Origin of the sequence: Microbispora siamensis (genome assembly GCF_016863095.1) — a bacterium.
Classification (GTDB): Bacteria; Actinomycetota; Actinomycetes; order Streptosporangiales; family Streptosporangiaceae; genus Microbispora; species Microbispora siamensis.
This window is the reverse complement of sequence record NZ_BOOF01000050.1, coordinates 1-23904: the sequence shown is the minus strand read 5'-3', so window position 1 is coordinate 23904 and position 23904 is coordinate 1. Positions and strand designations below refer to the sequence as shown.

Genomic DNA, 23904 nt, shown 5'->3' with positions numbered 1-23904 from the left:
AACGACCGGCGCGCGCGGCTTTACATTCTGTCTGGCGGTCGAATCCCGGAGGCGTACGAGAGGTGAGGTGTGGACACCACTGTCGTGCTCACCAGCACCAACCCCTACGGGAGCCGCACACTGACGATCGAAGCAGACCGGACCTCCTCCGTAGCTTACCTTCGTGACGCGAAGGGGATCGTCCACGGAGCGGTCTGGCTGGCCAACCACGTCCCCGCGCCCGCCGAGGCCGATCCCGGCCGGGCCGGCGCCGGGCTGCCGCCGCTGATGCCCGAGGCGCACACCGCGCATCCCTCCGGCCGGCCGCCCCTGGACGCGGAGTCGCTGTCGGTGCTGTGGTTCGAGGAGGGCGACGGCGTCGCCCTGTACGAGAACGACACGCTCCTGGCGGTCATTCCGGCGTGGGCCGACATGGAGCGCGGCCTGCCCGGGTACGCGCGGGACGCCGTCGGGGAGTCGCCGTTCGCCTGGCCGCTCGGCGAGGCGCTGGAGGGCCTGTCCCCCCGGGTGGCCAAGGCCCGCGCGTACTGGCAGTGGCGGCAGGCGGAGGGCAGCTGGGCCACCTACCAGCAGTTCGTGCTGGGCCACCTCGACGGCAGGCTGGGGCCGCCCGGCCGTTACTGGGACGTCGGCGGCGACCGGTTCCCCCTGGTGGGCGTCAGCGAGCGCCCGCCCACGTTCACGCGGGACTACACGGTGCTGTCCACGGTCGGCATAAGCTGCCAGCGGATGCCCGCCGCGGAGATGTACGACACGGCGTGCCGGGTGGAACTCGCGCTGGCGACCAGGCAGGATCCGAGGATCGCCGCACGGCTGTTCGCCTGGCTCGGGCAGTATCCGTGGCGGTCGGTGACGTGGCTGGGGCACGGGCACACGGCCCGCTGGTTCCAGAACCCGGTCACGTTCCCGTTGGACGGCGGGCACCAGGGGGTGCTCATGCTGATGGACCCGCCCGGACTACCGGACATGTCGGGATTCGTGTTTGGCGGCGACGCCGTACGGTGGCTGTGGTTGCTCCCGCTCACCGAATCCGAACTCCGCCTCGTGGCCGATCAGGGCCATCGGGCGATCAGCGAGCGACTGGCGATGACCAGCCGGATCTGAGGCGTGCCGAAACTCGGCGTGGTTGGTCAGGCGACCGGGACCAGGATCGTGAGCAGCAGCCACACGGGGACGAGCGTGAACAGCAGCGAGTCGAGGCGGTCCATGGCCCCGCCGTGTCCCGGCAGCAGCGTGCCCATGTCCTTGATGCCGATGTCACGCTTGATCACCGACTCGACGAGGTCGCCGAGCGTCGCGCACACGACTCCGGCCAGGCCGACGACGGCGCCTTCCCAGTACTCGCCCTGCAGCAGGAAGTGGACCAGTAACGCGCCGCCCACGACGCAGGCGAGGGTGGACCCCGCGAAGCCCTCCCAGGTCTTCTTCGGGCTGATGAGCGGCGACATCCGGTGCCTGCCGAAGAAGATCCCGGCGAAATATCCCCCGATGTCGCTGCACACGGTGACCGCGATGAAGACGATCACGCGGTCCGGCCCGTCCTCGGGAGCCAGCAGCAACGGCACGAACCCCGCGAGCAGCGCCGGGTAGACGGCGACGAACACCGCTGCGGTCGCGTCCTTGACGAAGCCTTCCGCGCCCTGGAACATGCGCCAGGCCAGCAGCACCATCACGGTCACGGCGAACGCGCCGACCAGGAACGTCGTGCCGCCCCAGTAGGGCCCGAGCGTCATGGCCGCCATGCCGGCCAGCAGGGGCGGCAGCGGCACCCGGATGCCGAACCCGCCGAACGCCTTGACGATCTCGTGGATCCCGACGCCGATGGCCACGAGGACGACGACGAGGAAGGCGACCTTGACAAAGTAGAGCGAGCCGATGACCACCGCGCCAAGCGCGACGCCGACGCCCACCGCTGCCGGGAGGTTGCGGCCGGTACGACCCGAAGGCTTCTTGGCGGCGTCACCGGACGTGCCGCCCGGGGCGCCGTTGTCCGCCGGGTCCGCGAGGCCGTTCGGCGTGGCGGCGCGACCGGCGCCGGAATCGGTGACGCCGTTCTGCACGGCGCCGGCGCCCGCGCCGGCACCGGCGAGGCCGCTCGATGCGGAAGCCTGGCCGGCACCAGGACCGGCACCGGTGCGGCCACCCGCCTCGGGACCGTGTCCGGCACCGGAGGGGCCCGCAGCGCCCCCCGCCGGGTTCCGGTCGCCTGCGGCAGCAGTTCCGTCCACAGCGTCCCACTCTCTATATACGCGTGATCCTTGTGCCGCCCCGCCCTTCGCGGTGCGGCACAAGGATCACGGTCGTGCCGTACGGCCCACGTGCGGGGCCGCGACGTCAGACCTCGAGCAGCTCGGCTTCCTTGTGCTTCAGCAGCTCGTCGATCTTCGCGACGTGCTTCTGGGTGAGGTCGTCGAGCTCCTTGACCGCACGATGGACCTCGTCCTCGCCGGCCTCGCCGTCCTTGACGAGCTTGTCGAGGATCTCCTTGGCGTGCCGGCGGATGTTCCGTACGGACACCCGGCCGTGCTCCGCCTTGTTGCGGGCGACCTTGATGTACTCCTTGCGGCGCTCCTCCGACAGCTCGGGGAACACCACGCGGATCACAGTGCCGTCGTTGCTCGGGTTGACGCCGAGGTCGCTGTCGCGGATGGCCCTCTCGACCGCGTTCAGCGAGCCCTTGTCGTACGGCTGCACGAGCACCATGCGCGCCTCGGGGACGTGGAACGACGCGAGCTGCTGGATCGGCGTCGGCGACCCGTAGTAGTCAACATTGATCTTGTTGAACATCGAGGGCGTCACACGGCCGGTGCGGATGCTCGCGAAGTCGTCCTTGGCGACCGTCACCGCCTTGTCCATCTTCTCCTCGGCCTCGAGGAGGGTTTCGTCGATCACTGCGGCTCCCTACTTCCCTGCCGGACTCACCAGCGTGCCGATCTTCTCACCACGGACCGCCCGGAGGATGTTGCCCTCGCCCATGAGATCGAAGACCACGATGGGCAGGCCGTTGTCCATGCACAGGCTGATCGCGGTGGCATCCATGACCCCGAGGCCCCGCGTCAGCACCTCACCGTAATCAAGCTGGTCGAACCGGACCGCGTCGGGGTTCTTGCGCGGGTCCGAGTCGTACACGCCGTCGACCTGGGTGCCCTTGAGCAACGCCTCGGCGCCGATCTCCAGCGCGCGCTGCGCCGCACAGGTGTCGGTCGAGAAGAACGGCGAGCCGAGCCCGGCGCCGAAGATGACCACGCGGCCCTTCTCCAGGTGACGGATCGCGCGGCGCGGCAGGAAGGGCTCGGCCACCTGCTGCATCGTGATCGCGGTCTGCACGCGAGTGTCGATGCCGCGCTTCTCCAGGAAGTCCTGCAGCGCGAGACAGTTGATGACGGTCCCGAGCATGCCCATGTAGTCGGCCCGGGCGCGGTCCATGCCGCCCTGCGACAGGGCGGCGCCGCGGAACATGTTGCCGCCGCCGACGACGACCGCCACCTGCACGCCCTCCCGGACCGCTTCGGCGACCGAGTCCGCGAGCTGGGCGACGACGCGCGGGTCGATCCCGAGGGACTCACCGCCCGCGAACGCCTCACCCGACAGCTTCAGCATCACCCGCTTCCAGCGCAGCGGCCCGTCGTACGACGAAGCCGCCGGCGTGGCGGGTCTGGTGTTCTCCTGCACGGCGGCGGCCTCCTCGGATGTCAGCGCGGGTCGAAAAGCTCCTGGCAGTAAGCCTAAGCCTGGCCGACCTTGTAGCGGGTGAAGGCCAGGACCTTGACGCCGGCCTCGTCCGCGACCTTCGCGATCGTCTTCTTGTTGTCCTTCACGAACGCCTGCTCCAGCAGGGTGAAGTCCTTGTACCAGCCGTTGACCCGGCCGTCGACGATCTTCGGGATGGCGGCCTCGGGCTTGCCCTCCTCGCGGGTCATCTGCTCGAACAGCGACCGCTCCTTCTCGATGACCTCGGCGGGCACCTCGGCGGGGCTGAGGTACTTCGGCGCCATCGCGGCGGTGTGCTGGGCGATGTCCTTGGCGACCTCGGCGTTCGGCGTGTCGAGCTGCACGAGCACGCCCACGGCCGGCGGGAGCTGCGGGTCGGTCTTGTGCATGTAGGAGGTGATGAAGCCACCCTCCAGCAGCGCGAACCGGCGGATCTCGATCTTCTCGCCGAGCGCCGCGTTGGCCTCGTCGAGCAGCTCCTTGACGGTCTTGCCGCTGAGCTCGGACTCGAGCAGCGTCGGCACGTCGGCGGGCTTGGTCGCGACGATGTGCGCGACGATGTCGGCGGCGAGCTCCTGGAAGCGCTCGTTCTTGGCGACGAAGTCGGTCTCGCAGTTGAGCTCAAGCAGCGCCGCGAGGGAGTCGCCCTCGTGCTTGACGGCGACCAGGCCGTTCGACGCGGTGCGGGCCTCGCGCTTGCCGACGTCCTTGGCGCCCTTCAGACGCAGGATGTCGACGGCCTTGTCGAAGTCGCCCTCGGACTCCTCGAGCGCCTTCTTGCAGTCCATCATGCCGGCGGCGGTCAGCTCGCGAAGCCGCTTGACGTCGGCCATGTTTACGGAAGCCATTGTCCAATTTCCTCTTCGGGACCCGGATGCGAATCGTCTGGGGGGTGGGCGCCCGTGCCGGGCGCCCACCCGATGAAGCCCTCAGTGCGGCGGACGTCGCCCTACCGCACCGGAACCAGGTCGTTCCCTGGGAGATCCCCGCCGTCGCGGCCGGCCTGAGGCGTCGCGGCCGGCGGGAACCTGTGGTCGTTCGTCAGGCCTGCTCGCCCTGCGCGGGCTGCTCGTCGGCGGCCGGAGCCTCGGCGGTCTCGGCGGCCGGAGCCTCCGCGGCCGGGGCGGCCTCGGCGGCCTCGCCGCCCTCGAGGAGCTCGCGCTCCCACTCGGCCAGCGGCTCGGCGGCGGCGACGCCCGCGGGCTTCTCGTCACCGCGGCCGGCGCCCGCACGGGTCATGAGGCCGTCGGCGACGGCGTCGGCGATCACGCGAGTGAGGAGGCTGACGGCGCGGATGGCGTCGTCGTTGCCCGGGATCGGGTAGTCGACCTCGTCCGGGTCGCAGTTGGTGTCCAGGATCGCGACGACCGGGATGCCGAGCTTCTTGGCCTCGTTGATCGCGATGTGCTCCTTCTTGGTGTCCACGACCCAGACCGCGCTCGGGACGCGGGCCATGTCACGGATACCGCCGAGGGTGCGCTCCAGCTTCTCCTTCTCGCGGCGGCGCATCAGGAGCTCCTTCTTGGTGAGCCCGGAGCCGGCCACGTTGTCGAAGTCGAGCTCCTCGAGCTCCTTCAGCCGCTGGAGCCTCTTGTGCACGGTGGAGAAGTTGGTGAGCATGCCGCCCAGCCAGCGCTGGTTCACGTACGGCATGCCGACGCGCGACGCCTGCTCGACGATCGACTCCTGCGCCTGCTTCTTCGTGCCGATGAACATGATGGTGCCGCCGTGCGCGACGGTCTCCTTCACGAAGTCGTAGGCACGGTCGATGAACGACAGCGACTTCTGCAGGTCGATGATGTAGATGCCGTTGCGCTCGGTGAAGATGAAGCGCTTCATCTTCGGGTTCCACCGGCGGGTCTGGTGGCCGAAGTGGACGCCGCTCTCCAGCAGCTGCCGCATGGTGACGACAGGGGCCATGGTGATGGTCCTCCATGGTCGTGTGCCCTCGGGCACGGTCTCGGTTGGTCACGCGGGCGTCTTGCCCGCGCCCTGACGCCCCGGGCCGCTTTCACCGGACGCGGTCCGGACCGAGAAGGCGGCTCGTGAGTGGGCGTGCGAATTCGGCCCGCCTAGCAGGCCGTCGAACAGTCTACCCGGATCCGCCCCTTCAGTTGACCCTTGCCGGATCAGCACGCCCCCGCACCGCCGACACGCCCCGACGCGCGGCCGGCGGGCGCGCACGGCATGCACCCACCGGCGAAGCCGATCATTCGCCCGCGAAATGTCGCCGCCGTCCTCTAGCCTCCCGACCAATTGATCAAGCCGGTCTTAACTGGAGAAGGCGGGACATGACCTACCTTGAGCTGTCCGAGGACGGCGGCGGAGCGCACAAGTTCTACGAGACCGTCGTCTCCGGAACGCGGGTGACCATCACGTACGGGCGCATCGGCGAGGCGGGGCAGACCAAGGTCACCGACTTCCCCACCGAGGACAAGGCGCGGGCCGCGGCGGCCAAGAAGATCAACGAGAAGCTGCGCAAGGGCTACGCCCCGGCGGTCCGGGGCGTGCGCCAGCGCAGGCCGGTCACCCGCAGGACCATCGTGAGCACCCGCTCCACCGCCCGCCAGGCGCCGGTCCTGTGGCGCTTCGACAGCGGCGCCTCCGCCTTCGGCATCTTCGTGGACGAGGAGCGCTGCTGGGTCGGCAACCAGCGCGGCGACGTGTACACGATCACCCACTCCGGCACCGTGACCGGCCGTTTCCGCCTGCCGGACGGCGTCAAGTGCATCGTGGCCGACGACTTCTGGATCTACGCGGGCTGCGACGACGGCAAGGTGTACGACCTGAGCGGCAAGGTGCCCAGGGTCGCCTACGAGATCGCCGCCGACGTCGACATCTACTGGCTGGACATCCACGACGGCGTCCTCGGCGTCTCCGACCGGGCCGGGCGGATCACCACGATCGACTACGAGGACGAGTTCCAGTGGGCGCGTACGAGCCAGGGAGACTACGCCTGGATGGTGCGGTGCGACGAGGACGCGATCTACCACGGCCACTCCGGTGGCGTGGCCCGCTACGACGCCTCCGGCGGCGCCCTCGTCTGGCACACCTCCGCCGCCGACCAGGTGCTGTTCGGCTGGCAGGAGGAGGACGCCGTCTACGCCGCGACCGCTCGCCGTACCGTCCACCGGCTGGCCAAGAGCGACGGCCAGATCGAGGCCGTCTACCGGTGCGACGGTCCCGTCTACTCCTGCGCCACCTCGCCGGAGGGCCGTTACGTCTTCGCGGGCGACAGCCACTCGTCGGTGTACTGCTTCGCCGCGTCCGGAGAGCGGCTGTGGAAGCTCGGCACCGGGTGCGGATCGGCCTTCTCCATGCAGTTCCTCGACGACCGCCTCTACATCGTCACCACTGACGGGTCGTTGGCCTGCATCGACGCGAGCGAGGCCGCGATCGCCGCCGCCCGTGAGGGTTCGGTGCCCGAGCCCCTCGACGTGAAGGCCGCCGCCTCGCTTCCTGTGGTGGAGCCGTCGGTCGTGCTGGAGACCGTCAGCCACGCCGGCGACGGAGTGGTCGTGGAGTGCGTGCGCGAAGGTGAGCGGTTGCGCGTCCGCGTGACCAGCCCGGGTTACGAGGCGTGGAACGTGCAGTTCCCCAAGGACATCCGCGAGCCCGGCGCCCGCTACCTGGTCGAGGGCGTGCGGCCCGCCGGCCGGGGCGGCTTCTACCGGACCTACGGCGAGATCAGGCGGCTGCTGTAGGCGCCACGTGGCCGCGATCGTCCCGTCAGCGGCCTTCCACGCGCCTGCCGGGCCTCTTGAACGCCTGTCCGGACCGGCCCCGGCGGAGCGGCCGCCCCCCGCGGGCCGTCGATGTGCTCCGGAGGGCCGCCGTCGCTCTTCCCTCATCGAGCCTCACCCCCGTGACCGTCGCCCTTCCCCGGCGGGCCCGCCGGGCGGCCGCCGCTGTTCCCCATGCCTTAGGCCGTCGACCGTCAGGAGGTTGGAGCCCACCATGCCGCGGGGTGCTCCCCCTGGCGGGGCGGCGGGCTCGTCCAGTGCGGGCGGGCCCCGTCGATGGCGCCGGGTGGCGTCACGTAGGTGAGCGTGCCGAAAGGGCTGTCCATCGTCGCCAGCAGATCCTCCACCCGGGGCTGCCGCATCCCCGCCATGTCGATCCTGCCGAGATCGTCGAGCCACGCCGCGGTCCTCGCCAACGACACCTCGACGTGCCAGGAGCCGCCCTCGGCCGCCCGCCGGAGCAGCGCGGCGACCGCGCCGAACGCGGCCAGGTGGCCGGCGCCATGGTCGAGAGCCTGCGCGGGCAGCGGACTCGGCCGCCGGCCGTCGCCGTTCTCGTGGGCGATCCCGCATGCCATCTGGACGAGGCTGTCGAACCCCCTCCTCGAGGCCCACCGTCCGCGCGTGCCGTACGCGGAGATGTCGACGCAGACGATGCCGGGCCGCAGGGCGGCGAGATCGTCCGGCCCGAAGCCCCTGGCCCGCAGGGCCCCGGGCCGGTAGGCCTGGATGACCACGTCGGCCTGACGGACCAACTCCCGCAGCTTGTCCGCCTCGGAACGCAGGTCGATGTGGCACGACCGCTTGCCGAACGCCGTCTCCACCACGAGCCCCGGCACCTCGGGCAGGTGCGCAGCGCCCACACGCAGCACGTCCGCGCCGTACGCCGCGAGCGCCCGCGCGGCCACCGGCCCGGCGATCACGCGGGTCAGGTCGAGCACCCGCACGCCGCCGAGCGGCCGCTCCGGCCCTGCCGGGAGCCCGTCGCCGCTCGCCTGGCCGCCCCCATCGGGCAACCGGGACACGCCGACGAGAGGGAGGTCGGCCAGCGCCCGCGCTTGGGGGTGCGCGAGCCACTCGGCCCTGCTCCGCATCGCCGCCGCACAGCCGCCCTCGCGGATCACGGCCTCCTCGATTTCCACCGCCGTACGGTCGGCGCACGCCCTGCCGACGTCCTCTCTGCAGGGCGCGGCTCTGCCCGAGCCGGGCGGCAGCCCGAGAGCGCGCAGGGCGGCATCACGGTGGTGGTCGAAATTGCAGTGCAACCGGACCCAGCCGTCCGAGGTGCCGTAGTCCCCAGACAACGGGGCCCAGCCGTCCACGGCCTTCCCGTCGGCGCGGAAATGCCTTTCACTCTGGAAGGCCACGGCGGCGTGACGGACATCGATCGTGACGTCCGGATCGCCGTGCGCGCCGCGAGACGGTTGCCGGCCGCCGGGCCCTTCCGCGCCGTTCTCCCCGGTACGGGCGGCGTACGCCGCGACGGCGGCGGTCAGGGCGCCGGCCGAGGCCGCGGCCATCGTGCCGAGGGGGAAGACGGACGGCAGGACGGGGTCCTCGCCGGTGACCCGGACCTCGGGCAGGGCGACCCCGACGCCCGCGCCCAGTTCCCTGATCAGTTTCGCGGTCACTGCCGACTCCTCACTGCCGACTCTTCACTGCCGATGCCCTGCGGCGCCCGATGCCCGGCGGCGTGCTCCGTAAGGGCAGAGCCCGTCACCCGCCTCCCGGAAGCGGGGCAAGTATCCATGCCGGTCGCAGTCTGCCCGCGGTCACCCTCTCGTTTCCGCTCCTGGGCCACGCTGTGGACGACGAGAGCGTTCTCACCAGGCCGACCTGCGATTTCCTCCGCCCGTCCACAGCGGCCGATTCGCGGGATGGGCTTTTCCACAGAAAGAGGTTCGGTGGCACGGGGCGGGGGCCGCTTGGGCGATTGTCTGCGCCGGAGGTGGTCCCATGGCGGCGAAGGATCGGCTGGGCAGACAGGGTGAACAACTCGCCGTGACCTTTCTGACGGCGAAGGGCATGCACATACTCGACCGCAACTGGCGCTGCGCGGAGGGCGAGGTCGACATCGTCGCCCGCGACGGCGACGCGCTGGTGATCGTGGAGGTGAAGACCCGCTCCGGGCGCAGCCACGGCACCGCATTCGAGGCGGTGACCGGTGAGAAACTGCTGCGCCTGCGGACGCTGGCAGTCAGGTGGCTGTCCATGCACACGGAGCGTTTCGACACGATACGGGTCGACGTGATCGCGATCGAGCGGTTCGCCGGCGACTTCTCACTCAGGCACGAACGCGGGGTGGTCTGAGATGCCCGTCGCCCGGACCCACTGCGTGGGCCTTGTGGGCGTCACCGGACGCCTCGTGGAGGTCGAGGCCGATGTCGGCCCCGGCATCGCCGGAACGCATTTCATCGGGCTTCTCGACACCGCGATCAGTGAAGCCCGGGGCCGCGTGAGGTCCGCACTGATCAACAGCAGGTTCGCCTGGCCCGACGCACGGGTCACCGTGAGCCTGTTCCCGGCCACGTTGCCCAAGCGAGGTTCGATCTTCGACCTGGCCATCGCGATCGCGGTGCTCGGCGCGGCCGGCGCCGTGCCCGCGCAGCGGATCGCGGCGCCGATGTTCCTCGGCGAGCTCGGCCTCGACGGGCGGGTCCGGCCGATCAGAGGCGTGCTGCCGGCCGCGCTCGCCGCCGCGGCGGCGGGGGTGCGCACGGTCGTGGTGCCCGCGCTCAACGCCGCCGAGGCCGCTCTCGTGCCCGATCTCACCGTGGTCCCCGTCGCCACTCTCGGCGAACTGGTGGGGTGGCTGCGCTCGGGCGACCTGCACCGGCTTCCGGTGGTGGCGGACGCCGCTTCGCTCTCGCAGGACGAGGAGCACATCGGCCACGCCGACCACGTCCAGCACACCGAGCAGGCTGGCCGCGTCGAGCACATCGGGCACGTCGGGCACGTCGGGCAGGCCGAGCACGGGTCGCATCCCACAGGACCGGAGGGCGGCGGCCGGAGCATGCCGGGGCCGGACCTGTGCGACGTGGCCGGGCAGCCGATGGGCCGCAAAGCGTTGGAGGTGTGCGCGGCCGGTGGGCACAACCTCTGGATGCTGGGCCCGCCGGGGAGCGGCAAGACCATGCTCGCCGAGCGCCTGCCGACCCTCCTGCCGCCGCTCGACCAGGAGAAGGCCCTGGAGGTGTCGGCCATCCACTCGGTGGCGGGAACGCTGCCGCCGGGGCGTCCGCTGCTCACCAGGCCGCCCTTCATGGCTCCGCATCACAGCGCCACGATGGCGGCCGTCGTGGGCGGTGGGAGCGGAGGCGTCGTGCGGCCCGGAGCGGTGTCGCTCGCGCACCGAGGCGTGCTCTTCCTCGACGAGGCGCCGGAGTTCGCGACGACCGTGCTCGACTCCCTGCGGCAACCCCTCGAGTCGGGAACGGTGACCATCGCACGGGCTGTCGGCGCGGTCACGTTCCCCGCCCGGTTCATGCTGGTCCTGGCGGCCAATCCGTGTCCGTGCGGCCTGCAGGGGACGGTCGGGCACCCCTGCAAGTGCACCCCCGCGGGCCGGCGCCGCTATCTCGATCGGCTCTCCGGACCGCTGCTGGACCGCGTCGACGTGAAGGTGAAGATCGGCCGGGCCACCCGCGCCGAGTTGCTCGCGGACCGGCACTTCGTGGAAACGAGCGCGACCGTGGCCGAGCGAGTGAGGCTGGCTCGCGAGCGGGCCTCCAGACGGTTGGCCGGCACCCCCTGGCGTACCAACGCGGAGGTGTCCTCATCCGCGTTGCACCGTGACTTCCGCCTGCCCGACGCCGCGATGGCCCCGCTCCATCGCGGTCTCGACGTGGGCACGCTCAGCGCACGCGGCCTGGATCGCGTGCTTCGCGTCTCTTGGACGCTCGCGGATCTCGCGGGCAAGGACCGTCCGGGCCAGACCGAGACGTCGGCGGCCCTCGCACTGTGGCTCGGAGTGGATTGATGGAAGCGACTGAGTTCTTCACCGCCGGCGCCGCGTCGTCCGGCGAGGCCATCTCGCAGGCAGCGGGCGCCTCCCGTCTGGCCGGGGACATCGCCGGTGCGGCCGGGGACGCCGGCGGTGCGACCGGGGACGCGGCCGGCGCGGCCGGTCCCGGGAGGGCGGAACGACTGGCCCGCGTGGCGATCATGCGGATGGCCGAAGCAGGCGACGCGGTGATGGGCCGGTTGATCGCCCGCTATGGTCCCGTGGGCGCGATGGAGCAGGCGAAACGCGGCGTGCTCGACCCTGACTTCGCACGTGATGAGAAAGACCGCGCCGAGGCTTCCAGGCGCCACCTGGATCTCGGCCGGCATGCGGCCGCGTGGGCGGCCCGCTACACGGACCCGGCAGGCGACCTGGCGCAAGGCACGCAACGCGGGGCGCGGCTCGTCGTTCCGGGTGACGTCGAATGGCCCACCCAACTCGACGACCTCGGGGACGCACGGCCGTTCGGGCTGTGGGTGGACGGACGGGCGAACCTGCGGTTCTCCTGCCTGCGCTCGGTCTCCGTCGTCGGGGCCAGGGCCGCGACCGCGTACGGCACGACCGTGGCGGCCGAGTTCGCCATGAGTCTCGGCGGGCGCGGGTGGACGGTGATCAGCGGTGGCGCCTACGGGATCGACGGGGCCGCCCACCGGGGCGCGCTGGCCTCCGGAACGCCGACGGTCGTCGTGCTCGCCTGTGGGACGGATGTCTGTTATCCCAGCGCGCACGAGGACCTGTTCCGTGCCGTGCGGCAGCAGGGCGTAGTGATCAGCGAGTGGCCGCCCGGCGCACACCCCACCCGGCTGCGCTTCCTGATCCGCAACCGGGTGATCGCCGCCCTGTCCCGGGGAACCGTTGTCGTGCAGGCGGCCGCGCGCAGCGGTGCGCTCAACACGGCCACTCACGCCTGGGGCCTGAACCGGCAGCTGATGGCCGTGCCAGGTCCCATCACCACTGAGGTCTCCACGGGCTGCCATGTCCTGATCCGTCAGGGCAAGGCCGTCTGCGTTACTTCGGCGGAGGAGATCATCGAGTTGGTCGGCTCCATCGGTGACGACCTGGCACCGGAGCAACGCGGGCCCGTGCGGCCTCGCGACGGGCTGAACGACGAGACCAGACGTGTGCTCGAAGCGATCCCCGCACGCGGTGCCACGGGTCCCGCCGCGATCGCCGTCGCCGCCGGTGTGGACATCGGGACAGCCCTCGCCTGCCTCGGCGGCCTGGCAGCCGCGGGGTTCGTCGAGAACGTGGATCGAGGGTGGCGGCTGCGCCCTGCCGCGCGCGAGTGAACGCGGGCGCGCGTCATTGCATTGGCCGTTGGCTGAGGCGACGCCGAGCTCGGCCTCCCTGGCCCGGGCGCCACCACCGCGCGGGCGCCACCACCACCCGGGCGCCACCACCGCACGGGCGCCACCACCGCGCCCGCCCCCCTCGCGCCCGCCACCTCGTCGCGGGTGCCACCATGCGCCGGTGCAGCCCGCGCCGATACGGCCGTGCGTTCCGGAATGAGACCGGTGGATAGCATGCGGATCGTGGCCGTGTCTCCTTCCCCCTCCTCCTTTCGGGCTCGCCGGGACGGGTACGCTCAGCGCGCATCGGACGCCGTCAAAGGGGCAGTGACACGGCGCGATGGGGCACAACCGGTCCGCGTCGTCGTGTGACCGCGACTACGGAGGTCACGGGCTGCGGCTCGCCCGCGGGGCGGTGCGGGTCGCACCCGCATCGAGCCGGAAGCGAGGGGAAAGGACGACGTCGTGGCAGCGGACGAAGGGCAAGGACTCGGGGACTTCGACGCCGTGCTGGAGCAGTTCGAGCGGCATCTACGTCTCGAACGGGACCTGTCACCGCACACGCTGAGGGCGTATCTCGGGGACGTCTCCTCGCTGTTCGCGCATATGAGGGCCGCCGGGCACGACGACGTGTCCGCTCTTGACGTCACCATCCTGCGCGACTGGCTGGGGGACCAGCATCAGGCCGGACGATCGAGGGCGACGCTGGCCCGCCGTTCCGCCTGCGCCCGAGTCTTCACCGCCTTCTGTCACCGGCGGGGATGGCTGGCGAGTGACCCCGGGTTGCTCCTCGGCACGGCGAAGGCCGAACGCCGACTGCCGAAGGTACTCGACCAGACCGAGGCCGAGGCCGTCCTGTCCACACAGGGGCCGGGCGACGCCAGGGACCTGCGTGATCGGGCGATGCTGGAGCTGCTGTATGCCACCGGCATGCGGGTGAGCGAGTTGTGCGGCCTCGACGTGGACGACGTGGACCGGGACCGCCGGACGGTCCGCGTGCTGGGCAAGGGGCGCAAGGAGCGGACTGTTCCCTTCGGGCTGCCCGCCCTGCACGCCCTGGACGCATGGTGTGTGCAGGGCAGGCCTCGGTGGATTCGCGAGGGAAGCGGCCCCGCGCTCTTCCTCGGCGTCCGAGGAGGCCGGATCGACCAGGGCACCGTCCGGCGTGTCGTGCACGCCCGTCTGGCGCAGGTCGAGGGAACCCCCGACATGGGCCCGCACGGGCTGCGCCACACCGCCGCCACCCACCTGCTCGAAGGCGGGGCCGACCTGCGATCCGTGCAGGAGATGCTCGGGCACGCCTCCCTGGCCACCACACAGATCTACACGCATGTGTCCATCGAGCGGCTGCGGGCCGCCTACCGCCAGGCCCATCCCCGCGCCTGAGCACCGCGCAGCACCAAGCACCGCACCCAAACATCACGCACCGTGCTTGAGGAGCGCTCTTGAGGACTGCGGACGCGCACGTCAGCCGACTCCCGAAACAGCGGCCCGGCCGTCATGAGCCTCTCGGTCGTCATGACGCCTGGCGGGCCCCACTGACGGGCCAGCGGGGTAGAAGGCGGACCTGCCCCCAGCCGAACAGGAGGAGCGGGTCCAGGTAGAGACGTCCGCGCAAGAGCCCCCAGTGCAGGCAGGAGGCGGTGCAGTGACCGGCGGCGTCCTCCTGGACGACGCCGATGACCTGACCGGCCGAGACGACGTCACCGGGCCGGACCAGGGCACGGACCGGCAGGTATGTGGTGCGCAGGCCATCGGGGTGCGAGATCGTCACGACCCCCCGGCCTGCGACCCGCTCCGCCAGGCCGACGAGTCCCGGTCCTGCGGCCAGGACCTTCTCTCCGGGCCGCGCGGCCAGGTCGACGCCCCGGTGACCGGCCAGCCACCGCTGTGGGGGCGGATCGAAGCGCCTTGTCGGGCGTGCGGGCCCGGCGAGCGGCCACCGCCAGCCGGATGCCTTCCCATGCGGCCCCATCGGGGCCTGCACAACTGGCGCGACCGGCGCGACCGGCGCAGGCGCAACCGGCCCCACTGGCCCAACAGACCCAACCGGCCCCAACGGCTGCGCGGGCCCACGAGAGCGCGCCCCCGCCGGCACGGCGTCCTCAGTCCGGTTCGGCTCGGCCGGCGCTCCGCCTGCCGACCCGATGGACCGGGCCGGCCCGACCGTCCTGGCACCCGCAGGCCGAGGCGCCCGCACCGGCGATGCGTCCGCGGACCGGGACGCCAAGCCCCGCACAGCCCCCGGTCCCCTCGCCGTCGTGGCCGCGTACGGCTCGACGGGACCTGTGGCGGCCACGGGCCGGACGGCACCGGATGGCCGGGCGAGGGCAGCGGTCAGCAGGACCAGTACGAGCACGTACGCGACGAGACGCATGCCACGACGATGCGCCCCTAAGGCTCGCGCCGAGCGGCCGAACGCCGTTCTGGGGACAGCCGGCGCACGATCAGCTCGAGAAGCCCTCCTTGGGCATCTCGAGGTCGGGCTTGGCCAGTTCCTCGATGTTGACGTCCTTGAAGGTCACGACCCGCACGTTCTTCACGAAGCGGGCCGGGCGATACATGTCCCAGACCCAGGCGTCCTGCATCTTCACGTCGAAGAAGACATCGCCGTTCTCGGCGGTGCGGACGTCGAGATCGACGGAATTGGTGAGATAGAAGCGCCGCTCGGTCTCGACCACGTAGGTGAACAGGCCGACCACGTCGCGGTACTCCCGGTAGAGCTGCAGCTCCATCTCGGTCTCATACTTTTCGAGATCTTCCGCGCTCATCCCGGTCCTCCTCTTCCGCTCCCCGTCGGGATCCCACTGTCGAGGCCGACCCGTTCAGACGACACCGGTCCCAACCTCATTCTCGCGCATGTCCTCATCCTGCCCCGTCCACAGGCCCCCGGCCGGGATCCTTGCCCCACGAGTCACCCTGGCCACCGTCACGAACGAGAACCGATGGTGGGGGCTCGGCCCGTGCCGGGCCAGGGCCCGCCGATGGCCAGGGGTCACGTAGCCCTTGTGCAGGGCGAAACCGTACTGCGGGTAGGCCTCGTCGAGGCCGTGCATCAGCCGGTCCCTCGTCACCTTCGCCACGATCGAGGCCGCCGCCACGCACGCGGCGACCTGGTCGCCCTTCCACACGGCCAGCGACGGCGCGGGCAGCCCGGCCACCGGGAAGCCGTCCACGAGGACGTAACCGGGGACGAGCCCCAGCCCGGCGACGGCCCGCCGCATCCCCGCGACGTTGCACTTGTGCAGGCCGCGCGAGTCGATCTCCTCGGGAGGGATCACGACCACGCTCACGGCCCGGGCGGTCGCCATGATCCGCTCGTAGAGGCGCTCGCGCACGGCCTCGGTCAGGAGCTTGGAATCACTCAGCCCGTCGATGTCCCGCCCCAGCACCACCGCGGCGACGACCAGCGGCCCGGCGCAGGCGCCGCGACCGGCCTCGTCCACCCCGGCGACCGGCGTGAACCCCCGCCGGGCCAGGGCCCGCTCGTAGCCGTAGAGTCCGGAGTCCCGTCGTACGACACTCGGGCGCGGGCGATAGGCAGTTGTCATGACGACAAGCAGATTACGCCCCATTCGGGACCGGCGATACGGCCGGAACCACCGCCGACGGCAAAGCCGCAGGTGAGATCAGCGTACGGCGGAGAAAGTGCCGGGCCGGGAGAGGAACGAGATCCGGTTCAGCGGCCAGTAGCGCAGGAACGCCCGTCCGATGACGTCGTCCTCGGAGATCGTGCCCAGGTGCCCGTCTTCGATGTTGTAGCGCGAGTCCGCCGAGTCGTTCCGGTGGTCGCCCATCAGCCACAACCGCCCCTGCGGGACCTTGACGTCGAACTCGACGCTGGAGGGCTTGGCCCCCGGGTAGAGGTACTTGCCCTCCTCGTCCAGCGGCGTGCCGTTCACCGTGATGCGGCGCTTGGCGTCGCAGCACTTCACGTGGTCGCCGCCGACGCCGATCACCCGCTTGATCGTGTCCTCGCCGTCCCAGCCCTTGAAGACCACGATGTCGCCGCGCTCCACCGGCCCGAGCTTGTACGCCAGCTTGTTGACCACCACGTAGTCGTCGACCAGCAGCGTGTTCTGCATCGACTCGGACGGGATGTAGAACGACTGCAGCAGGAAGGTGTGGACCAGCAGGGCGACGACGACCCCGCCGAGCGAGTACATGAGGATCTCCAGCAGGCCGGAGCCCTTCTTCTTCGCGGGCCGGTCCTGCTTCCCGTCGCCGGCCGGCTCGTCCTCACCCGCGGCCGGCGGTTCCGCCGGTTCCCGCGGAACGCCGTCCGCGGACCCGACCGGCCCGGCGGCGCCTAAGCGACTCTCGTCGGACTCCCCCACGGCTGCCTCCTCCGGCTCTGTCACGTCCTATCGTCGCCTCACCAGTCGCCGGCGCAGGGCCACCAGCGGCACGGCCCCCGCGAAGCCCGCGACGAACGGCGCGGCCCCGAGGGCGGCCTGGAGCGCCGGCTGCGCGAACGTATCCGGAATCGGCAGGATCTTGGCTCGGTTGAACGGCCAGACGATGACGAACGCGCGGCCGATCACCTTGTCGGCGGGAATGGTGCCGCCGCCCGGATCACCCATGTGCAGGCGGGAGTCCCAGGACACCGAACGGTGGTCACCCATCACCCACAGGCGGTCCGGCGGGACGGTGACCTCGAAATCGCGACCGGACGGCTCGTCGCCGGGATACAGGTACGACTTCTCGTTCAGCGGTACGCCGTTCACCGTGACCCGGCCCTGCTCGTCGCAGCACTTGACTTTGTCGCCCGGCACGCCGATGACCCGCTTGATGTAGTCCTTCTCCCCCGGCACGACCCCGAACGCGGTGCCGAGCCAGCGCAGCCCGGCCGCGATGGGGTTGGACGGCTCCTCGAGCTTCACCTCGGGATCCCAGGAGTCCACGCCGGAGAACACGACGATGTCGCCGCGCTCGATGTCGCGTACGTGGTAGACCAGCTTGTTCACCAGCACCCGGTCGTTGATGAGAAGCGTGTTCTCCATCGACTCCGACGGGATGTAGAACGCCTGGACCACGAAAGACTTGATCAGCAGAGCCAGGGCGAGGGCGACCACGATCAGGACGGGCAACTCCCGCCAGAACGAGCCTTTCTTCTTCCCGTCCTCGGCGTTCTGCTTGACGTCTTCGGCGACCACGTCCACCCCGTCCTCGGCTGGGCGGCGCGTGCCCGGCCCCTGTCCCTCGCTAGCCATCGGTGCTGAGCCTAGATGATGTCCACGACGGCGAGCGCCGGGGACACCGCATCACCGGCAAAAAGAAAGTGGCCCGCGCCTGAGGCACGGACCACGATCTTCAAAGCCTTACTTGCCGGCCGGCTGCGCCTCGCGCTTCTCGCGGATGCGGGCGGCCTTTCCGCGCAGGTCGCGCATGTAGTACAGCTTGGCCCGGCGGACGTCGCCGCGGGTCACCACGTTGATCTTCTCGATCACGGGGCTGTGAACCGGGAAGGTGCGCTCGACGCCGACGCCGTAGCTGACCTTGCGGACCGTGAACGTCTCACGGATGCCACCGCCCTGGCGGCGCAGGACGAAGCCCTTGAACACCTGGATGCGGGACCGGTTGCCCTCGACGACGCGGACGTGGACCTCCAGCGTGTCACCCGGGCGGAAAGCCGGTACGTCGCTGCGAAGGGCAGCCTTCTCGATCTCTCGAATCTGCGTGTGCATGGCGGCGGTTCCTCATTGACATGGGCACACGGAGGTCCACCCGGCCGGCCCGAGGGCGCGGCGACGAGGGGGACACGCGTGCTTGGCTTGATACGTCTTGTCTGCCACGTCCAGGCCGGGGACACCCGGCCATGCCGAAGTAGGCAGCAGCGATTCAGTCTGCCATATCTTCCGGCGCTGCGCGAAACGCGGTGCGAGACGCGGCGGTGGAACGGCACTCTTCGGGACGTTCCCCGGCACGCTCCTCAGGCCGTTCCTCGGGCCGTTCCTCACGGCCCTCCTGGCGGCACTCGTGACGGCGCTCCCCGAACTCCTCGATGACGCGCCGGTCGTGCTTGTCGAGACCGTCCCGGTCGAGCCGGGCGACCAGTTCCGGCCTCCTGGCCAGCGTACGGCGCAGCGCCTCGTCGCGCCGCCAGCGGGCGATCCTGCCGTGATGGCCCGACAGCAGGACCTCCGGCACCTCGTGCCCCCGCCACACGGGCGGCTTGGTGTAAACGGGGCCTTCCAGCAGGTTGGCCATGGCCCCGGGCGCGAAGGAGTCGTCGGCGACGGAGCGCGCGTTGCCGAGAACCCCCGGCAGCAGCCTCCCCACGGCCTCGACCATCACCAGGACGGCCGCCTCTCCCCCGGCTAAGACGTAGTCGCCGATGCTCACCTCGTCGGCGCGCAGACGCTCGCCGTACTCGGCGACGACGCGGGAGTCGATGCCCTCGTACCGCGCCGGGGCGAACAGCAGCCACGGCTCCTCGGCGTACTCCAGCGCCACTTCCTGGGTGAACGGCCGGCCGCTCGGCGTGGGGACGATCAGCCGGGGCAGCGCGTCCTCCCCGGAGGCGGCGCGCCCGTCCTCGATCACCGCGTCGACGGCCTCGCCCCAGACCTCCGGCTTCATCACCATGCCGGGGCCCCCGCCGTACGGCGTGTCGTCCACGGTCTTGTGGACGTCGTGCGTCCAGTCGCGGAGCTGGTGGAGGTGGATGTCGAGGATGCCGCGCTCGCGGGCCTTGCCCATGAGAGAGACGTCGAGCGGGGCGAAGTACTCGGGGAAGATCGAGATGATGTCGACGCGCATCTGCGGCCCCTACTCCGCCTCTGGGGCGTCGAGCAGTCCGGGCGGGGCGTCGACGACGAGAATCCCCTTGCCGAGGTCGATCTCGGGCACGAGCGCCTTGACGAACGGGACGTACGCCTCGTCGCGGGCGGGACGGGCCACCACGAGCAGGTCCTGTCCGTGGTGGAGGACGTCGCTGACCTCGCCGACCGTCTCCCCCTCGGTGGTGACCACCGTCAGGCCGATCAGTTCGTGGTCGTGGAACTCGTCGGGGTCGTCGATCGGCGGCAGGTCCGCCGAGTCCACGACGAGCAGCGTGCCGCGCAGCGCCTCCGCGGCGTCCCTGCCCTCCACGCCGGCCAGGGTCAGCAGCAGGATCCCCTTGTGCCACCGGGCCCGTTCCACCGTCAGCGGACCGGCAGACGCCGGGTCGGTGGCCAGCGTCGCACCCGGGGCGAAGCGCAGATCGGGCTCGTCGGTGCGCACCTCGACCGTGACCTCGCCCCGCACACCGTGCGGGCGGCCGATCCTGCCCACGACTAGCTGCACTTGTCGCCTACCTCCGCTACCGCTTCCAAAGCCTCAACGCTTCAACGCGAGCCGCCAGGAAGAGACCCGTCGGAGCCGAAAACACGCCGGGGGACCCCGGTGCGGGGTCCCCCGGACACGTCGTTCGGCTCAGCGCGCCTCTTCCAGGTCGACCAGGTCGATCCGCACGTACTTACCGTTCGACAACGCGTTGACGACGGTGCGCAACGCCTTCGCCGTACGGCCGCCGCGGCCGATGACCTTGCCGAGGTCGTCGGGGTGCACCCGGACCTCGAGAACACGCCCGGTGCGGATGCGCCGTGCGCGGACCCGGACGTCGTCCGGATGCTCGACGATGCCCTTGACCAGGTGTTCGAGGGCCTCCTCGAGCACCTCAGGCCTCGCCTTCCGGCTTCTCCTCCGCGGCCGGGGCCTCGGCGGTCTCTTCGGCCTTCACGGTCTTCTTGGCCTTCTTCGGCGTGGTGGCGGCGGCGCCGGTGTCACCCGACAGCGACTCCTTGGCCGCGGCCTCGTACGCCGCGTGCCGGTCGGGCTTGGGCTCCGCGACCTGGAGCGGCGTGGCGGGGGCGGGCTCGCCCTTGAACTTCTGCCAGTCGCCGGTCAGCTTGAAGATCTTCAGGACCGGGTCGGTCGGCTGCGCGCCGACGCCCAGCCAGTACTGCACCCGCTCGGAGTTCACCTCGATGCGCGAGGGGTTCTCCTTCGGGTGGTACAGGCCGATCTCCTCGATGGCACGGCCGTCCCGCTTGCTCCGGGCGTCGGCGACGACGATGCGGTACTGCGGGTTGCGGATCATGCCGAGCCGCTTGAGCTTGATCTTGACTGCCACGGGTGTGGTCTCTCCTGCATTAGAGCGTGGGTGAGCGGTGTCTCATCGAGTGGGGCACGACGGGAGCCCGCCCGAGGGACAGGCGCGACCGGCGGGGGTGAGAGGGCACCCGCCTGGTCACGATGTTCCAGCCTGACATTCTGCCAGATGATTCCCCATGCTCCGCAAAGGACGGGTCCGCCGCCGCCCTGATTTCGGCACGGATGCTCCCATGACCCCGGAACGGGCGTGCGAACTGATCGCGCGGGTAGGCCGTCCAACCTGTTATGCGAGTTGCGAACAAGACCCTCACGGCCGGAGCGGCGGCCCTCGCCCTGCTGGCCGCAGGCTGCGGCACGAGCGCCACGACCTCCGCGGCCGCCGCTCCCCCGGCCAGGACGACGACCCCGCACACGACGACTCCGTACACGGCGACGGCCCCGCCCGCCGTGGACACGGGACGGGCCACCGCCGCGGGCGCGGCGTCCGTCCGGTACGGCGCCGCGGCGCGAACCACGGCCACACGAAGCACGGGCGCCGCCCCCGAGCGGTGCCGTACGACCGGGTTGCGGGCCCGCGTGGGACGACAGGACGCGGGGGCGGGCAACCGCTACGCGCCGCTCGTGCTGACCAACACCTCGGCCAAGACCTGCTGGGTGTACGGCTTCGTCGGGCTCGTCCTCATCGACGGCCACGGCGACGTGCTGCGTACGCGCACCCGGCGCGAGAGCGTCACCCCGCACCGGGTCACGCTGCGCCCCGGGGCGAGCGCCCACGCCCGGCTCCACTGGACCGTGGTGCCGAGCGGGCACGAGACCCGGTGCCCCGCCTCGGCCCGGCTGATGATCATTCCGCCGGACGAGGTCGCGCACCTGGAGGTTCCGTTCAGCGCGACGGTGTGCGACGACGGCAGGATCGACGCCACACCGATGGCCCCAGGCGCGAGCCTTTGACACACAGCGCGAGCCTCTGACCTGTCCGCCCTATCCGCCGCCCGTCGAGAAGAGAACCGGCGGGCGGGCGGGAGTCCGGGCCGTCAGTTCTGGCCGGGCAGCTTCAGCTTCGACGGGTCGAAGCCGGGCGGCAGCTCCAGGCCGGGGGGCAACTGGCCGCCGCCGAGGTTGCCGAGCAGGCCCTTGGGCAGCTTCGGGGCGTCGGGCGACGCGTTCGCGCCGGCCTTGCCGAGGGCGGCCTTGCGCGGGTCGCCGCTGACACGACGGCCCTTCTTGGGCTTCTGCGCCTTCTGCTTGCGCCCGCCGGGCATGCCCGGGATGCCCATGCCCTGGGTCATCCGCTTCATCATCTTCTGCGCCTCGAAGAAGCGGACCACCAGGTTGTTCACCTCGGTGACCGTGACGCCCGACCCCTTGGCGATGCGCGCCCGGCGCGAGCCGTTGATGATCTTGGGGTCCTGGCGCTCGCCGGGCGTCATGGAGCGGATGATCGCCGCGATGCGGTCCAGGTCGCGGTCGTCGACCTGGTTGAGCTGCTCGCGCATCTGCCCCATGCCCGGCATCATGCCGAGCAGGTTCTTGATGGGCCCCATGCGGCGCACCATCATCATCTGCTCGAGGAAGTCCTCCAGCGTGAAGCCGTCCCCGGAGACGAGCTTGCCCGCCATCTTGGCGGCCTCCTGCTCGTCGAACGTCTTCTGCGCCTGCTCGATCAGGGTGAGGATGTCACCCATGTCGAGGATCCGGCCCGCCATGCGGTCGGGGTGGAAGGCATCGAAGTCCTCGAGCTTCTCACCGGTGCTGGCGAACATGATCGGACGGCCGGTGACGTGCCGCACCGACAGGGCGGCGCCGCCTCGGGCGTCGCCGTCGAGCTTGGTCAGCACCACGCCGTCGAAGCCGACGCCGTCCATGAACGCCCGAGCCGTGCTCACCGCGTCCTGGCCGATCATGGCGTCGAGCACGAACAGGACCTCGTCGGGGGTGACCGCGTCGCGGATGTCGGCGGCCTGCTTCATCAGCTCCTGGTCGATGCCGAGGCGGCCGGCGGTGTCGACGATGACCACGTCGTGCTGCTGACGGCGCGCGTGGTCCACCGACTGCCGGGCCACCGCGACCGGGTCGCCCACACCGTTGCCCGGCTCGGGGGCGTACACCGCCACCCCGGCCCGCTCGGCCATGACGGCGAGCTGCTGCACCGCGTTGGGCCGCTGCAGGTCGCAGGCGACGAGCAGCGGGGCGTGCCCCTGCTCGCGCAGCCACTTGGCGAGCTTGCCCGCCAGGGTCGTCTTACCGGAGCCCTGGAGACCGGCCAGCATGATCACGGTCGGCGGGGTCTTGGCGTAGCGCAGCCGCCGCGTCTCGCCGCCCAGCACCTCGATGAGCTCGTCGTTGACGATCTTCACGACCTGCTGCGCGGGATTGAGCGCCTGGGAGACCTCGGCGCCGCGGGCCCGCTCCTTGACCCGGGCCACGAAGTCCTTCACGACCGGCAGCGCGACGTCCGCCTCGAGCAGCGCGATGCGGATCTCGCGGCAGGTCGCGTCGATGTCGGCGTCGGAAAGCCTGCCTTTGGACCGAAGGGAGGAGAAGACCGAAGTCAGCCGGTCGGAAAGCGTCTCGAACACGTGTTTGGCCAGCCTCGAAGCGAGTGGACGGGTCGGTGAATCATCAGTCTCCCCAGACTATCCGCCCGCACGCCCTTCACGCCCGTGCCGCCGGGGCGAGATCGCCGGTCCGGCCCGTTCCCTGCTCTCAACGGACCGCGCCCACGTGGGACGTCAGCGCGTGTTCGACGAGGGTGATCAGGGTGCTCTTGACCGATTCACGGTCACGGGCGTCGGTGCGGACGATCGGGACCCGGGGCGACAACGTCAGGGCCTCACGCAGTTCGTCCTCCCCATGGGTGTACTCCCCGTCGAAGCCGTTGACGCCGACGACGAAGGGCAGGCGCGCCTCCTCGAAGTAGTCCACCGCGGGGAAACTGTCGGCAAGCCGCCGGGTGTCGACCAGCACCACCGCGCCGATCGCCCCCCGCACCAGGTCATCCCACATGAACCAGAACCGATGCTGACCCGGCGTACCGAACAGATACAGAATCAGATCG

At 70.9% G+C, this 23904-nt stretch carries 24 protein-coding genes and 1 pseudogene; 7 read left to right on the top strand and 18 right to left on the bottom strand.

The window, feature by feature from the left end; translation table 11 throughout:
• Positions 1-69: 69 nt before the first annotated feature.
• Entirely contained in the window at positions 70-1104 is a 1035-nt protein-coding gene (locus Msi02_RS34690; RefSeq protein WP_204052059.1) for a suppressor of fused domain protein, read from the top strand.
• A gap of 26 nt (positions 1105-1130) precedes the next feature.
• Here the strand turns inward: Msi02_RS34690 and Msi02_RS34685 are convergent, their stop codons facing one another.
• The 5 genes from Msi02_RS34685 to rpsB form a co-directional block, all read right to left on the bottom strand.
• Positions 1131-2228, bottom strand: coding sequence for a phosphatidate cytidylyltransferase (locus tag Msi02_RS34685; protein ID WP_275414203.1), 1098 nt, complete (start codon positions 2226-2228; stop codon positions 1131-1133).
• Between the two features lie 106 nt (positions 2229-2334).
• Positions 2335-2892 carry a ribosome recycling factor gene (gene frr, locus Msi02_RS34680; RefSeq protein ID WP_079320643.1) on the bottom strand — a complete coding sequence of 186 codons (558 nt, stop codon included), beginning with the start codon at positions 2890-2892 and terminating at the stop codon, positions 2335-2337.
• Between the two features lie 9 nt (positions 2893-2901).
• A complete protein-coding gene (gene pyrH, locus Msi02_RS34675; protein WP_030511713.1) occupies positions 2902-3672 on the bottom strand; it encodes a UMP kinase in 771 nt (256 codons plus the stop codon).
• A 53-nt stretch (positions 3673-3725) separates the two neighbouring features.
• Entirely contained in the window at positions 3726-4559 is an 834-nt protein-coding gene (gene tsf, locus Msi02_RS34670; RefSeq protein ID WP_079320644.1) for a translation elongation factor Ts, read from the bottom strand.
• A gap of 193 nt (positions 4560-4752) precedes the next feature.
• Entirely contained in the window at positions 4753-5631 is an 879-nt protein-coding gene (rpsB, locus tag Msi02_RS34665) for a 30S ribosomal protein S2 (protein ID WP_204052058.1), read from the bottom strand.
• A gap of 371 nt (positions 5632-6002) precedes the next feature.
• Between rpsB and Msi02_RS34660 the strand changes: the two genes are divergently transcribed.
• A complete protein-coding gene (locus Msi02_RS34660) occupies positions 6003-7415 on the top strand; it encodes a WGR domain-containing protein (protein WP_204052057.1) in 1413 nt (470 codons plus the stop codon).
• Between the two features lie 233 nt (positions 7416-7648).
• Here the strand turns inward: Msi02_RS34660 and Msi02_RS34655 are convergent, their stop codons facing one another.
• Positions 7649-9085 (bottom strand): CoA transferase, encoded by a 1437-nt coding sequence (locus tag Msi02_RS34655; protein WP_204052056.1) that lies wholly within the window; start codon positions 9083-9085, stop codon positions 7649-7651.
• 325 nt (positions 9086-9410) lie between these two features.
• On the opposite strand from Msi02_RS34655, the gene Msi02_RS34650 reads away from it, so the two are divergent.
• From Msi02_RS34650 to Msi02_RS34635, 4 genes are all read left to right on the top strand, one after another.
• Positions 9411-9764: a YraN family protein gene (locus Msi02_RS34650; protein ID WP_193208594.1), complete on the top strand. Its 354-nt coding sequence runs from the start codon at positions 9411-9413 to the stop codon at positions 9762-9764.
• Between the two features lies 1 nt (position 9765).
• On the top strand, positions 9766-11433 hold the full coding sequence (locus tag Msi02_RS34645; RefSeq protein ID WP_204052055.1) for a YifB family Mg chelatase-like AAA ATPase: 1668 nt from the start codon (positions 9766-9768) through the stop codon (positions 11431-11433).
• Positions 11433-12746 carry a DNA-processing protein DprA gene (dprA, locus tag Msi02_RS34640; protein WP_239109005.1) on the top strand — a complete coding sequence of 438 codons (1314 nt, stop codon included), beginning with the start codon at positions 11433-11435 and terminating at the stop codon, positions 12744-12746. The genes Msi02_RS34645 and dprA overlap by 1 nt, the downstream gene beginning before the upstream one ends.
• A 465-nt stretch (positions 12747-13211) precedes the next feature.
• A complete protein-coding gene (locus Msi02_RS34635) occupies positions 13212-14132 on the top strand; it encodes a tyrosine recombinase XerC (RefSeq protein WP_373308331.1) in 921 nt (306 codons plus the stop codon).
• 130 nt (positions 14133-14262) lie between these two features.
• Here Msi02_RS34635 and Msi02_RS34630 read toward each other — a convergent pair whose 3' ends face one another.
• From Msi02_RS34630 to rpsP, 10 genes and pseudogenes are all read right to left on the bottom strand, one after another.
• Positions 14263-14721 (bottom strand): M23 family metallopeptidase, encoded by a 459-nt coding sequence (locus Msi02_RS34630; RefSeq protein ID WP_204052054.1) that lies wholly within the window; start codon positions 14719-14721, stop codon positions 14263-14265.
• Positions 14722-15193: 472 nt separating this feature from the next.
• Positions 15194-15517, bottom strand: coding sequence for a DUF2469 domain-containing protein (locus tag Msi02_RS34625; protein WP_036327164.1), 324 nt, complete (start codon positions 15515-15517; stop codon positions 15194-15196).
• Between the two features lie 54 nt (positions 15518-15571).
• Positions 15572-16297: a ribonuclease HII gene (locus tag Msi02_RS34620; protein WP_204052053.1), complete on the bottom strand. Its 726-nt coding sequence runs from the start codon at positions 16295-16297 to the stop codon at positions 15572-15574.
• A 78-nt stretch (positions 16298-16375) separates the two neighbouring features.
• Positions 16376-17083, bottom strand: a complete 708-nt coding sequence (gene lepB / locus Msi02_RS34615; RefSeq protein WP_239109004.1) for a signal peptidase I — start codon at positions 17081-17083, stop codon at positions 16376-16378.
• 27 nt (positions 17084-17110) lie between these two features.
• Complete coding sequence (gene lepB, locus Msi02_RS34610; protein WP_204052052.1) at positions 17111-17959, bottom strand: signal peptidase I; 849 nt, start codon at positions 17957-17959, stop codon at positions 17111-17113.
• A gap of 108 nt (positions 17960-18067) precedes the next feature.
• On the bottom strand, positions 18068-18433 hold the full coding sequence (gene rplS, locus Msi02_RS34605; RefSeq protein ID WP_079320662.1) for a 50S ribosomal protein L19: 366 nt from the start codon (positions 18431-18433) through the stop codon (positions 18068-18070).
• Between the two features lie 304 nt (positions 18434-18737).
• Positions 18738-19508: pseudogene (gene trmD, locus Msi02_RS34600) on the bottom strand (tRNA (guanosine(37)-N1)-methyltransferase TrmD); the annotation flags it as partial.
• 9 nt (positions 19509-19517) lie between these two features.
• A complete protein-coding gene (gene rimM, locus Msi02_RS34595; RefSeq protein WP_204052050.1) occupies positions 19518-20036 on the bottom strand; it encodes a ribosome maturation factor RimM in 519 nt (172 codons plus the stop codon).
• 129 nt (positions 20037-20165) lie between these two features.
• A complete protein-coding gene (locus Msi02_RS34590; protein WP_079320659.1) occupies positions 20166-20408 on the bottom strand; it encodes an RNA-binding protein in 243 nt (80 codons plus the stop codon).
• 1 nt (position 20409) lies between these two features.
• Positions 20410-20865, bottom strand: a complete 456-nt coding sequence (gene rpsP / locus Msi02_RS34585; RefSeq protein ID WP_079320658.1) for a 30S ribosomal protein S16 — start codon at positions 20863-20865, stop codon at positions 20410-20412.
• A gap of 266 nt (positions 20866-21131) precedes the next feature.
• Between rpsP and Msi02_RS34580 the strand changes: the two genes are divergently transcribed.
• Entirely contained in the window at positions 21132-21797 is a 666-nt protein-coding gene (locus Msi02_RS34580) for a DUF4232 domain-containing protein (protein WP_204052049.1), read from the top strand.
• A gap of 83 nt (positions 21798-21880) precedes the next feature.
• Here the strand turns inward: Msi02_RS34580 and ffh are convergent, their stop codons facing one another.
• Positions 21881-23425, bottom strand: a complete 1545-nt coding sequence (gene ffh / locus Msi02_RS34575) for a signal recognition particle protein (protein ID WP_204052048.1) — start codon at positions 23423-23425, stop codon at positions 21881-21883.
• A gap of 127 nt (positions 23426-23552) precedes the next feature.
• Positions 23553-23904, bottom strand: a 352-nt coding sequence (locus tag Msi02_RS34570; RefSeq protein ID WP_204052047.1) for a GTP-binding protein, incomplete at its 5' end; no start/stop codon positions are given.

Excerpts from the sequence above, each read along its gene's own strand:
- tsf (WP_079320644.1), bottom strand. The coding sequence starts at position 4,559 with ATGGCTTCCGTAAACATGGCCGACGTCAAGCGGCTTCGCGAGCTGACC.
- rpsB (WP_204052058.1), bottom strand. The coding sequence starts at position 5,631 with ATGGCCCCTGTCGTCACCATGCGGCAGCTGCTGGAGAGCGGCGTCCAC.
- Msi02_RS34660 (WP_204052057.1), top strand. The coding sequence starts at position 6,003 with ATGACCTACCTTGAGCTGTCCGAGGACGGCGGCGGAGCGCACAAGTTC.
- Msi02_RS34650 (WP_193208594.1), top strand. The coding sequence starts at position 9,411 with ATGGCGGCGAAGGATCGGCTGGGCAGACAGGGTGAACAACTCGCCGTG.
- Msi02_RS34645 (WP_204052055.1), top strand. The coding sequence starts at position 9,766 with ATGCCCGTCGCCCGGACCCACTGCGTGGGCCTTGTGGGCGTCACCGGA.
- dprA (WP_239109005.1), top strand. The coding sequence starts at position 11,433 with ATGGAAGCGACTGAGTTCTTCACCGCCGGCGCCGCGTCGTCCGGCGAG.
- Msi02_RS34630 (WP_204052054.1), bottom strand. The coding sequence starts at position 14,721 with ATGGGGCCGCATGGGAAGGCATCCGGCTGGCGGTGGCCGCTCGCCGGG.
- Msi02_RS34625 (WP_036327164.1), bottom strand. The coding sequence starts at position 15,517 with ATGAGCGCGGAAGATCTCGAAAAGTATGAGACCGAGATGGAGCTGCAG.
- Msi02_RS34620 (WP_204052053.1), bottom strand. The coding sequence starts at position 16,297 with ATGACAACTGCCTATCGCCCGCGCCCGAGTGTCGTACGACGGGACTCC.
- lepB (WP_204052052.1), bottom strand. The coding sequence starts at position 17,959 with ATGGCTAGCGAGGGACAGGGGCCGGGCACGCGCCGCCCAGCCGAGGAC.
- rplS (WP_079320662.1), bottom strand. The coding sequence starts at position 18,433 with ATGCACACGCAGATTCGAGAGATCGAGAAGGCTGCCCTTCGCAGCGAC.
- Msi02_RS34580 (WP_204052049.1), top strand. The coding sequence starts at position 21,132 with ATGCGAGTTGCGAACAAGACCCTCACGGCCGGAGCGGCGGCCCTCGCC.